At 68.9% G+C, this 11,163-nt stretch carries 11 protein-coding genes and 1 tRNA gene; 5 read left to right on the top strand and 7 right to left on the bottom strand.

Annotated features, from left to right (window positions below; genetic code table 11):
* Positions 1 to 25: 25 nt before the first annotated feature.
* Positions 26 to 1,918, top strand: a complete 1,893-nt coding sequence (locus tag IRG63_RS02620; RefSeq protein WP_193509146.1) for a heavy metal translocating P-type ATPase — start codon at positions 26 to 28, stop codon at positions 1,916 to 1,918.
* A 29-nt stretch (positions 1,919 to 1,947) separates the two neighbouring features.
* Here IRG63_RS02620 and IRG63_RS02615 read toward each other — a convergent pair.
* Positions 1,948 to 2,020: transfer RNA gene (locus IRG63_RS02615), tRNA-Thr, on the bottom strand.
* Positions 2,021 to 2,132: 112 nt separating this feature from the next.
* Between IRG63_RS02615 and IRG63_RS02610 the strand changes: the two genes are divergently transcribed.
* On the top strand, positions 2,133 to 2,402 hold the full coding sequence (locus IRG63_RS02610; RefSeq protein ID WP_193509145.1) for a metalloregulator ArsR/SmtB family transcription factor: 270 nt from the start codon (positions 2,133 to 2,135) through the stop codon (positions 2,400 to 2,402).
* Between the two features lie 9 nt (positions 2,403 to 2,411).
* The gene (locus IRG63_RS02605; protein WP_168625693.1) at positions 2,412 to 2,804 is read left to right on the top strand and encodes a VOC family protein; all 393 of its coding nucleotides are present in this window, start codon (positions 2,412 to 2,414) and stop codon (positions 2,802 to 2,804) included.
* A 7-nt stretch (positions 2,805 to 2,811) separates the two neighbouring features.
* On the opposite strand, the gene IRG63_RS02600 is transcribed toward IRG63_RS02605, so the two are convergent.
* Positions 2,812 to 3,090: a DUF2277 domain-containing protein gene (locus IRG63_RS02600; RefSeq protein ID WP_168625692.1), complete on the bottom strand. Its 279-nt coding sequence runs from the start codon at positions 3,088 to 3,090 to the stop codon at positions 2,812 to 2,814.
* A gap of 86 nt (positions 3,091 to 3,176) precedes the next feature.
* On the opposite strand from IRG63_RS02600, the gene IRG63_RS02595 reads away from it, so the two are divergent.
* A complete protein-coding gene (locus tag IRG63_RS02595; protein ID WP_168625691.1) occupies positions 3,177 to 4,781 on the top strand; it encodes a D-alanyl-D-alanine carboxypeptidase in 1,605 nt (534 codons plus the stop codon).
* A gap of 14 nt (positions 4,782 to 4,795) precedes the next feature.
* Positions 4,796 to 5,398: an isochorismatase family protein gene (locus tag IRG63_RS02590; protein WP_168625690.1), complete on the top strand. Its 603-nt coding sequence runs from the start codon at positions 4,796 to 4,798 to the stop codon at positions 5,396 to 5,398.
* Positions 5,399 to 5,443: 45 nt separating this feature from the next.
* On the opposite strand, the gene IRG63_RS02585 is transcribed toward IRG63_RS02590, so the two are convergent.
* The 5 genes from IRG63_RS02585 to IRG63_RS02565 all read right to left on the bottom strand — a co-directional run bounded on the left by IRG63_RS02585 (position 5,444) and on the right by IRG63_RS02565 (position 11,123).
* Positions 5,444 to 8,923, bottom strand: a complete 3,480-nt coding sequence (locus IRG63_RS02585) for a bifunctional RecB family nuclease/DEAD/DEAH box helicase (RefSeq protein ID WP_193509144.1) — start codon at positions 8,921 to 8,923, stop codon at positions 5,444 to 5,446.
* Between the two features lie 69 nt (positions 8,924 to 8,992).
* Entirely contained in the window at positions 8,993 to 9,346 is a 354-nt protein-coding gene (locus tag IRG63_RS02580; RefSeq protein ID WP_193509142.1) for a hypothetical protein, read from the bottom strand.
* A gap of 163 nt (positions 9,347 to 9,509) precedes the next feature.
* On the bottom strand, positions 9,510 to 10,265 hold the full coding sequence (gene aqpZ, locus IRG63_RS02575) for an aquaporin Z (RefSeq protein WP_168625687.1): 756 nt from the start codon (positions 10,263 to 10,265) through the stop codon (positions 9,510 to 9,512).
* A gap of 154 nt (positions 10,266 to 10,419) precedes the next feature.
* Positions 10,420 to 10,926, bottom strand: coding sequence for a DUF1697 domain-containing protein (locus IRG63_RS02570; protein WP_168625686.1), 507 nt, complete (start codon positions 10,924 to 10,926; stop codon positions 10,420 to 10,422).
* The gene (locus IRG63_RS02565; RefSeq protein ID WP_168625685.1) at positions 10,923 to 11,123 is read right to left on the bottom strand and encodes a hypothetical protein; all 201 of its coding nucleotides are present in this window, start codon (positions 11,121 to 11,123) and stop codon (positions 10,923 to 10,925) included. The genes IRG63_RS02570 and IRG63_RS02565 overlap by 4 nt, the downstream gene beginning before the upstream one ends.
* Positions 11,124 to 11,163 lie beyond the last annotated feature (40 nt).

The following is an 11,163-nucleotide window of genomic DNA, read 5'->3' as shown; positions in this document are numbered from 1 at the left end:
GCCACAGAGGGGGTAGCGAGGAGTAATGGACCGCTTCCGGGCTGCCGCACGACGCTATCCGCTCGTCGTGGCGACCTTCGCTGTGGGCGCGGTGGCGCTCGTTCTGACGTTGCTCGGGTTCGACACCGTCACCGCCTGGTTCGTGTCGCTGTTCGCGCTCGCCGTTGCCGCTCGCGAGGGCTGGAGCATGATCCGCAGCCTCGTCGGCGGCCACGTCGGGCTCGACGTGCTGGCTATCACGGCGATTGTCGCGACCGTGGCGGTGGGGGAGTACTGGGCGAGCCTCGTGATCGTCCTCATGCTCTCGGGTGGTGAGGCGCTCGAGGACCTCGCGTCGGTGCGGGCGCAGCGCGAACTCAACGCGCTGCTCACACGGGTGCCCCAGGTGGCGCACCGGATTGCGGACGACGGTGAGATCGAGGACATCAGCGCCGACGAGGTCGCAGTGGGCGACCGTCTGCTGCTGCGCCCCGCCGAACTGGTCCCCGTCGATGCTGAACTGTTGAGTCCGGCCGGCGATTTCGACGAGTCATCGCTGACAGGGGAGAGCATGCCGGTAGAAAAGTCGACCGGGGAGCAGGTGCTGAGCGGCTCGATCAACGGCGCAACCGCAGTCGAGGTCCGGGCGACCGCTGTCGCATCCGACAGCCAATACCAGCGGATTGTCGAGCTGGTGCGGGAGGCCTCGCAGAGCAAGGCGCCGCTGGTGCGCCTCGCTGATCGCTACGCGCTGCCGTTCACCATCGTGTCGCTGGCCATCGCCGGGGCAGCCTGGTGGATGAGCGGCGATCCGGTCCGGTTCGCCGAGGTGCTCGTGGTCGCGACCCCGTGTCCGCTGCTGATCGCGGCTCCCGTTGCGTTCATGGCGGGCATGTCCAGCGCCGCGAAGCTCGGGATCGTGATCAAGGATGCCGGGACTCTTGAGAAGCTGTCCCGCGCGCGCACTGTCGCTTTCGACAAGACCGGGACGCTGACGCACGGCAGGCCGGAGGTTGTCGGGGTGCAGCCCGCCGACTCCCTCAGCTCTGATCGTCTGTTGCAATTGGTCGGCTCGGCCGAACGATACTCGTCACACGTGCTGGCGCAGTCGCTCATCGCCGCTACCAGTGACCGCGGGCTCGAGTTGATCGACGCGGACGACGCTCGGGAGGTCGCGACCAACGGTGTGCGCGCGGAACTGGACGGGCACGTGGTCATGGCAGGCAAGCCAGGCTGGGTCGCCGACCACGCATCCGGTGTCCAGCGACTAACTTTGGAATCCGGGGAAGCGGCCGTCTACGTGGCCGTCGACGGCCGGTTCGCCGGGACGATCACCTTGCGTGACCGGATGCGCGAGGAAGCGCCGGCGACGCTGGACGCGCTGTCCGGACTGGGCGTGCGCAAGACGATCATGCTGACCGGGGACGTGCGGCAGACCGCGCAAGCCGTCGCGGATGAGCTCGGCATCGAGGAGGTCCACGCCGAGTGCCTCCCGGCCGACAAAGTCGAAGTCGTGCGTGCTGCGACGCCGCGCCCGGTGGTGATGGTCGGCGACGGCGTCAACGACGCGCCGGTGCTCGCCGCCGCCGACGTCGGGATCGCTATGGGCGCGCGGGGGTCCACTGCGGCGAGCGAATCGGCTGATGTGGTGATCCTGCTGGATGACCTGTCCCGCGTCGCGCGTGCGGTGTCCATCGGTCATCGGACTGTGGCGATCGCGTTACAGAGCATCTGGCTCGGCATCATCATCAGCGTCGGGCTGATGTTCGTGGCCGCGTTCGGTTACCTGCCCGCGATCGTAGGGGCGACCCTGCAGGAGGTCGTTGACCTGATCGCGATCCTCGGCGCGCTCCGCGCGGTGCGGGCGGGTGCTGCGCCGCTTCCGCATGGAGCGAAGTACGGGCTGCGTGCGCCGCAAACGGTGGAAGGCGCCGGGTGACAGGCATCTCCGGTTCGAGAGTAGAACTGAGCCGCCTGTGGGAATCGAACCCACGACCTTCTCATTACGAGTGAGACGCTCTGCCGACTGAGCTAAGGCGGCGCACCGCGCGGCGAGCCGCTGGCACGAAAAGCAATCTTAGCCGATCACTGACAAGCTCAAACAACCCCGCATCCGTTGACATGCAAGTAGTCACTTGCCTATTGTGGGTCGTGTGGGAGATGTCTTCCGGGCGCTGGCCGATCCGACACGGCGGCTCATCCTCGACGAGCTCACGCTGCGGGACGGGCAGACGCTCTTCGAGATCTGCTCGCGGCTGATCGCCCACGGCAACACCTCAACCCGGCAGGCGATCTCGCAGCACCTCGCCGTTCTCGAAGAGGCGGGCCTGGTCGAGTCTCACCGATCCGGCCGCACCAAGATCCATCACCTGAACACCGAGCCACTGCGCTCGATCACCGAGCGCTGGCCCCTAACCGATTAGGAGTGCACCATGCAGGCACGCATCAACGTGACGAGTGTCTTCGTCGACGACCAGGCGAAGGCGCTCGCGTTCTACACGGAGAAGCTCGGGTTCCTCCCGAAAACGGATGTTCCGGTCGGTGAGCACCGGTGGCTCACCGTCGTCGGCGCGGATGCTCCGGATGGAGTGGAGCTGCTCCTCGAACCTGACGAGCATCCGGCCGCGAAGGCTTACATGAGGGCGCTAGTCGAGGACGGCATCCCGGCCACGTCGTTCGCGGTGGATGACGTGGTCGCCGCGCACCGAGAGCTCGAGGCGCAAGGGGTCAGGTTCACCCAGCCGCCGACACCGATGGGACCGGTGGTCACCGCGGTGCTCGACGACACCTGCGGAAACCTGATCATGATCGCGAGCCCGGCGTAGGCGGCGCCTACGCGGGCACGCGCGCGTACCGCTCCGCCGCTCGGGCGCGCGCCTTGGCCGCCTCGACCTCGCGGTTCTTCGGCGGGGCGGTTGTCACCAGGTCCTGCAGCAGGTGCCCGGTGATGTGTGCGATCTCCGCGACCGCGCGGTTGAAAGCTTCCTCGTTCGCCTTGGACGGCTTCGTCGAACCGCTCACCTTGCGCACGTACTGCAGCGCCGCCGCGTGAACCTCTTCGTTCGTCGCCTCGGGCTCGAAATTGTGGAGAGTGTGAATGTTCCGGCACATAATTCGAGGCTACTCGGGGGCACTGTCAGGGCAACCCCCGCCGGGCGCGGCACAGGCTACGTTCAGCGCGCCAGTACTATAGGCGAGTGACTGACCAGGGGGAGCCGCTGAGTCGCCGCGCCGCGCGCGAGGCGACGGGCAAGCCGATCAAGCCGAAGAAGCAGGCACCGGATGCGCCGGCCTCCTCGAGCGGGAACGCCGGCACCGGCATCCGGGCGCTGATCGCCAAGCATCCAACCGCCTGGCTGGCCGGCGCGCTGAGCGCCGCCTTCCTGATGCTCGGCACTGGCGCCGTGTTCGCCGGCGCCGCGGTCGCCGCGAACGCGGCCACGCCTGTGGTGTTGCCAACCGAGACGGCGCGGGGGCCGCGAGACGTTCCGCCGCAGCTGGCCGGCGCGCAAGCCGTCCGCACGTGCATGGTCTCCGCGGTCGATCCCGCGCTCGGCAGCTTCGCCGGCGCGGTAGTCAACGCCGCCACGGGCGAATTGCTGTTCGACCGGAGTGCATCCGACGCCGCCCCTGGAGCCAGTGCCGTGAAGGCGCTCACCGCGGCCGCCGCGTTGTCGGTGCTCGGGGCGGACTACCAGCTCAGCACCCGGGTGTATCAGGGAACCGAGCCGGGCAGCATCGTGCTCGTCGGCGGCGGTGACCCGACCCTGAGCGCGGCCACCGACAGCTACTACCCCAATGCGCCTAAGCTTGCCGATCTCGCCGAGCAGGTCAACGCACAGTGGAAGCTCCTCAACCCGCCGGTCGTCGTCGTTCCCGACCCGCCGCGTGAGGAGAACGAGGACGAGGAAGGGGACGAGACCGAACCGGACCCGGCGCCCACCCAACGTCCCACCACCACCCAGCAGCAGATCACCAAGGTGATCGTCGACGTGGGCCTGTGGAGCAGCGCCGACCGTTGGAACCAGGGCTGGGCCCGCGGTGAGCAGACCACCGGCACCATGGCCGAGGTCGTCCCGCTGATGGTCGACGGCGATCGCGCCGACCCGAAAAAGGCAGTCAGCCCGCGCAGCACCGATCCGACCGGGCGGGCGGTGACCGCCTTCATCCGCGCGCTGGGTCTCGACCCGGCGAAGGTGCAGGTGAGCAACGGATCGGCCCTGACCAGCCGGCCGCTGCTCGGCGAGGTCAAGTCGCAGCCGGTCAAGCAGCTGGTGGGGCACATGCTCCGCACGGGTGACAACACGCTCGCCGAGCAGCTCGCGCGCGTCGTCTCAGTCGAGGTGGACAGGGGCGGTGCGGCCGCGTCCCTCACCGACGTGATCGGCGGTGCCCTTGCACAGCACGGCATCGACGTGAGCGGACTCGCCCTCAGTGACGCGAGCGGTGTCAGCGCCGCGAACGCAGTCCCGCCGCAGGCGATCGCCGGGCTGATGGCGAAGGTCGCGAGCGGTGACCAGACCCTCGCGATCATGAACGACTCGCTGCCGGTCGCCGGCAACAAGGGCGGGCTGGAGGGCCGGTTCGGCGGCGACAATGCGGTGGTGCACGGCAACGTCCGCGCCATGCCGGGCGCGATCGACGGGGCTCAGACGCTCGCTGGCCTGATCATCGCCGCGGATGGCACCGCGCTCGGGTTCTCGTTCCACGCCGTCGGCGCAGGCGGGGAGGCAACGGATGCCGCCCTCGATACTCTCACCGCGGCAGTGTTCAATTGTGGGAACAACCTTTCCAACGTTTGAGCAAGGGGAAGACCATGAGCCGGGCTTTGTTCGTCATCGATGTGCAGAACGACTTCACCGAGGGCGGTGCGCTCGGCGTCCAGGGTGGCGCGGCGGTGGCCGCCGGGGTCACGGCGCTGTTGGCGAAGCATCCGGATCGGTATGAGCACGTCTTCGCGTCCCGCGACTGGCACGACGCCGACAATGACAATGGCGGGCACTTCGCCGTCGGCGCCGAACCGAACTTCGTGGACACCTGGCCCGCGCACTGCGTCGCCGGAACGCCCGGCGCCGAGTACCACCCGGACCTGAACACGGATGCGGTCACGATCCACGTGCGCAAGGGGCAGGGTGTGCCGGCCTACTCGATCTTCGAGGGGAAGACGGATGACGGTGCGACCGTGTCCGAGAAGCTGGACGAGTTGGGTGTGCTCGAGATCGACGTCGTCGGCATCGCCACGGACCACTGCGTACGCGCGTCGGTGCTCGACGCGCTCGAGCACGGGCGGCGGGTGCGCGTGCTGACCGGACTGGTCGCCGGGGTTGCGCCGGATGCGACAGCGGCCGCCCTGGAGGAGATGGGGCACGCCGGGGCGGAGCTGGTGAGCCCGGAGGGGGAGCCAACCCCCGCGGGTTGAGGGTCTCGACAGGCTCGACCACCGGTGGGGTCGGCCACCGGCGAGTCAAGCGACGGGCAGCGCCGCCGGGTTCTCCACCAGGCGGATGAACGCCGCCAGTTCCGTCACACCGTCGGGGGTATGCGGCAGGTACTCGGTCAGCTCCGGCGAGTAGATCAGGTAGGCGGCCCACTGCGCGCGCGAGATCGCCACGTTCAGGCGGTTCTTCATGATGAGGAATTCCATGCCGCGCGGCACATCCGACGCCGACGACGCTGCGAGCGTCACGATCGCCACGGCAGCCTCCTGCCCCTGGAACTTGTCCACCGTGCCGACCGGCACCTCGGTGAACCCTGCGGCATCGAGGTGCGCCCGCACAAGTGTGAGCTGCGCGTTGTACGGCGTCACCACGATCAGTTCCGCCTGCGTGAGCGGCCTCGCCGCGGCATCCGGCTCCGGCACCCACGATCGACCGAGCGCTGCCCGCACCAGCTCGACCACGACCTCGGCCTCCTCCGGCGACTGGGTCGAGTTGCCCACGTGCATCACCGGCACCGGATGCAGTCCAGCCGCAATCCCATCGAGCGAGCGCTGCGACGCGCACTCGTGCGAGTGCAGCGCGCCCTCGTACGACAGCCGCGACACCGGGGCAGCGACGGCCGGATGCATCCGCCTGCTCTCCGCGAGGAAGTACCCGTACTCGGGCGGCAGCACGTCGTGCCCGTCGGCGACCCAGCCGAGCGCGGACGTGTCGACGGGTTCCGGATGCGTGCCCTGGCTCACCTGCGGAAGTTGCTGCGGGTCGCCGAGCAGCATCACGTTCTTCGCGGCGACGCTCGCGGCGATGGTTGAGGCCAGCGCGAACTGCCCGGCCTCGTCCACGACGATCAGGTCGAGTGAGCGACGGGGGACCCGGCCGACGTTGGCGAAGTCCCACGCGGTGCCGCCGAACACGAACCCGGTGTCGGCGTGCTCGAACGCGAAGCGGAACGCGTCGTCCTTCTTCGCCAGGACCGTGTAGTCGTGGTCGCCCGGGTTGAGTCGGTCCTTGGGTGCCTTTGCGACGAGCGACGGGTCGAGCCCGGCATCGCCGACGAGCCTGTCGAGCACGTGCTCCACCACCGCGTGCGATTGCGCGACGACGCCGATCTTCCAGTGGTGCTCGCGCACCAGGTCGGCGATCACGTGCGAGGCGAGCCAGGTCTTGCCGGTGCCGGGTGGCCCCTGCACGGCGAGATAGGAGTCGTCGAGGTCGAGCAGGCTCGCCACCACGGCCGTGCGGTAGGACTCGTCGACGACCGGCGAGAGGTTTCCGCTGCGGGTGCGCGGCGGGGTGCGGCGCAGGATGTCCACCATCGGATCCTTCGGCCAGCCGCCGGATGCGCCGTCGGGCGGGGTGTCGATGATCCGCTGCGCCCACTCCTCGATCGCCGGACGTTGCGCGCCAGCACCGGGAGGTGCAGCCGGCGTCAACGCGACCGGAAGGTGCCTGTACGGCTCGATGCCCTCCGGCAGCGTCTCCTCCACAAGTGCGCCGTCGTCGTACACCTCGACCAGCCGCACGCTGCGGGCGGGGCGGGCGCCGGCCTCGGCGTTGGGGATGATGAACGGCCCGGGCGATTCGTAGACCAGGAACGGACCGGCCTGCTCGGTCGGCTTCACCGTGCTGCCGGGCGCCCACTCGCCGCGCAGCAGCAGGGTGCGCCGGTCCACACGGTGGTTGTCGCCGCGGTGCCAGTCGTCAACGACGCGCACGGCTTGCGCCCGAAGCACATCGCGGGTGGCTTCCCACTCCTCGATCGGCGCGACCAGGCGGGCGTAGTGGCCCCACCAGAAGCTCTTCTGCTCCCGCCGGTGGTAGTCGATGGCGGCCGACGCGAGCGCCGCAGCGGTCTGGTCGATGGTGCGCTCGTGCAGTGGATCGCCGGCCCGCTCGAGCAAAGCCTCCGCGAGAGGCGACGCGGGGACATCCGGTCCCTCCTGCTCCTCGATCGGACGCGACCCCGGCCGGATGCCGTGCTCCGCGCCCACGGCCAGCAGCCAGTCCCGCAGGGCGAGCGTCGACTGGCAGTCGTACTCGTTGTACTCGGCGATGGCGTCGAGCATCCGCTGGCCGGCCAGCGGGTCGCCGGAGTCGATCAGCTCGCGTGCGCTCACGTACTCGGTGATCGAGTCGGCGCCGGTGGTGACCGCCTGCCCGTCGCGGGTGTCGGGCATGTACAGCGGTTCGAGCTTCTTGATCGAGTAGGAGCGGCTGCCGACGCGCACGCCCTTGCGCACGATCGGGTACAGGTCGACGAGCATGTGGTCGCGCAACAGCCCGTCGACGGCGTTCTCGCACACCCCGTGCCTGGCCGCGATGGACAGCAGGTGGGTGCGCTCGTAGCTCGCGTAGTGGTAGATGTGCATCCCCGGATAGCGCTTGCGCCGGTCGGCGATGTAGGCCATGAAGTCCTCGAGCGCGGCGCGCTCCTCAGCGAAGTTGTGCGCCCACCAGGCGCGGAAGGTGCCGTCGGCCTCCACCAGCCCCCAGAGGTAGTCGATGCCCCAGCTCTCGCCCGCGCCCTCGGTGTACAGCGGGTCGCCCTCGAAGTCGAAGAACACGTCGCCCGGGTTCGGTTCGGGGATGAACCCGATCGTGCGGCCGTCGGCCAGCTCGAACGGCGGTGGCGCGTCATCCGTCGCCTGCAGCTGCAACCGTGCCTGCGCGCGCAGCGACTCGAACGTGCTGGCGGCGATGGTCTCTGGCACGGTGTCTGCACCTGCGAGCTGGTCGATGGTGGTGATGCCGGCGTTCGCGAGGCGCTCGCGCTGCAGCACCCTCATGCCCGCGACGAGCAGCACGTCGCGGTGCGCGGTGACCTCGGCGTCGCAAGTGGGGCAGCGCCCGTCGACGGTGAAGCGCGGGTCGCCCCACGCCACAGGGTCGGATGCGCGCATCCGGTCGGCGACGAGTTGCACCAGTCGTTCGCGGCGTCGCCGGTAGACCGGCATGATGTCCGCGACCTGGTGCACGCTGACGGTGCCGTCGCCGAGCAGCAGTTCGACGGTCGGCGCCGCCCGGATGCCGGTCTTCTCGAGCTGCTCGACGTAGGCGGCGAGCTGCAGGAGCGCGGTGACGCGGGCGCGGCGCGCCAGCTTGGTGTCTTGCACCAGGTAGGAGCCGTCGGGTTGCCGCACGATGAAGTCGGCGAAGCCGATGAGGTCGCCGTCGAAGAAGGTGGCCTGGAAGACCACGTCGGCGCCGTTCTCAAACGCATCGTGGGTGGCCGCGGTGGCGGCGGCGAGCGTCTCGGCGGTCAGCTCGTCGGGGCGGGCGATCTCGACGACGCCGGAGCCGAATCGCTCACGGTAGCGTTCGAGCACGCGGGCCTCGTGCTGGTCGCCGAGCCGCGCGGCGCGCTCGAGCATCGCGTCTTCCGGGTCTTCCACCGGCTCGACCCTGCCGAGCTTCGCGTCGATCTTGCGCAGGAACGCGAACTCGCACTTCGACGCGACGGTGAGGTCACTCGGGCTGGTGACGACACGGTCATCGAGTACGAACACGCGGGCTCCTTTCGCCTGCCTCGACAGTACCGGCGACCCGCGACATCCGTTCTGGGGGAGGTGCCCGACCTAGGCGGCGGCCTCCGCGCGGGCCGGCGCCTTCGACGGCAGCGACACCAGCACCAGAGCGAGGGCGGAAACCACGGCGAGGATCGCATCCGGGGTCCACGTCCCGAGCAGCGCGACGTGCGAGACGAAGAACAGCGGCAGTACCCACAGGGCGAGGCGGATGGCGGGCTTGTCCAGCGCGGTGAGCGTTGCGACCACGCCGATCACCGCGAGCGTCACCCCGAAGGTCGCGATGAGCACGATCGCCTCGAACGGGAATGGGTCGTCGGCGAAGGCGGTACTGACCGAGATGACGCCGCACATGGTGAACAGGAGCACCAAGATGATCTGGCCGATGCGGGTACGGATGTTCATGGAACCTCTTTCCGGTGGTCGAGCTTGTCGAGACCCACTGCGGGATCTCGACAAGCTCGATCACCGAAGGGGTCCCAAAGGGTTTGCCCCGAGTATCCGGGCGCGCAGCGGTGCGCGGGACCTGACGCGCGGCGCGTCGGCACGGGTCTAGGGCACCCCAGATTTACGTGCCGGGAGGGGCCAGCCGACGCTCGAACATCAGCCGGTAGGTCGCGCCGGCGATCAGGGCGCCCAGCAGTGGGGCGAGGATGAACACCCACACCTGGGCGAGCGCCGCCGGTCCGGCGTAGATCGCCGCAGCGATCGACCGCGCCGGGTTCACCGAGGTGTTGCTGATCGGGATGCTGATCAAGTGGATCAACGTCAGTGAGAGGCCGATAGTGAGACCTGCGAATCCCAGATTCGACCGTTCGGATGTGGAGCCCAGGATCACGTACAGGAAAACGGCGGTGAGCACGACCTCGGCGATGATCACCGACAGCAGGTTGAACTCACCGGGGGAACGGTCGTCGTAACCATTAGACGCGAAGCCGGTGTCGAAGGCGTTGGGCAGGAAGCCCTCGATCCCGCCGGCGGCGATAGCCAGGACGACAGTCGACCCGAGGATGCCGCCCACCAGCTGGGCTGCCCAGTACGGGGCGACGTCACGCCATGGCAGCCGCCCGGCGAAGGCGGCGCCGAATGAGACGGCTGGGTTGAAGTGGCCGCCCGAGATGTGCCCGACCGTGTAGATGCCGACCAGGACGGTCAGACCGAACGCGAGTGCGACGCCGAGGTAGCCGACGCCGAGTGAGTTCGCTTCGGCGTCTGGGAAGTTGGCTGCGAAGACCGCGGTGCCGACACCGCCGAGGACCAACAGGAAGGTGCCGAAGGCCTCCGCGGCGAGCCGAGCGGCCAAGGTTGAATCGTTGGTTGCCATGAGTGCCTCCCCGTTGAGGTGAAATGCTGCTGGCGATACCTGTGTTGAGGGTAAGCCTGATTGCTGCTGCGCGGCAGGGTTTCACTCAGTTCTCACGGGTGGGCGTAGAGGTCGCGAGGGGCAGAAAAAGGCCTTGGTGGCCTGCGGGTCGGGATCAGCCCGCGGCCAGCTCCGCCAGCTTCGCGACGGTGTTCATGTTCCGTGCGGTGCCGTTCCCCGCGGCGTCGATGCTGAGCTTCGAGCGGCCCTGACCGTCGGGGTAGAACACGTACAGCTCGCGCGTGCCCACCGCGACCTCCTCGTTGGTGCGGTTCCTGACCTGCTCGAGGGCGGCATCCGGTGGCGGCTTGTCGAGGAAGATCGCGACAGTCTTGCTCGCGGGGCGGTCCGGGAACGGGTTGTCCGCGACCACTCCGGCTAGCTCGGCGGCCGTGCGAACCATGACGCCGATCGGGCGTCCCATGTGCTCGGCGAGCGCCTTCTCCAGCTTCGCCTTGACGTCGGACTCGGATGCGCGGACATCGAACAGCACGTTGCCGCTCGCGATGTAGGTGCGCACATTGTCGAAGCCGAGGCTCTCGCACAGGTCGCGCAGCTGGCCCATCGGCAGCTTCACGCCGCCCACGTTCACGCCGCGCAACAACCCGACGTAGGCGGTCATGCCGCCCTCGCCGCCTTGACCCAGAGGTGGCCGCACTCGCGGCAGGACCAGTCCGGGTCGTTGCCGGTCAGCAGGCATCCGCCAAGGATGATCTCGCCGCGTTCAGCACGCTCGAAGTCCTCGCCAGCCGGCATGCCCCAGACGATTCGCACGCCGCCGCGCTGCCCGCACTCTGGGCAGACCACCAGTCTCGCCATGATCGAACAGTATGCCGCCAGCAGCCGACATCCGGTAGAA

This window comes from Cryobacterium sp. BB736 (assembly GCF_014980265.1).
Classification (GTDB): domain Bacteria; phylum Actinomycetota; class Actinomycetes; order Actinomycetales; family Microbacteriaceae; genus Terrimesophilobacter.
The sequence above is the reverse complement of the archived record's forward strand: the minus strand, read 5'-3'. Positions and strand labels throughout refer to the sequence as shown.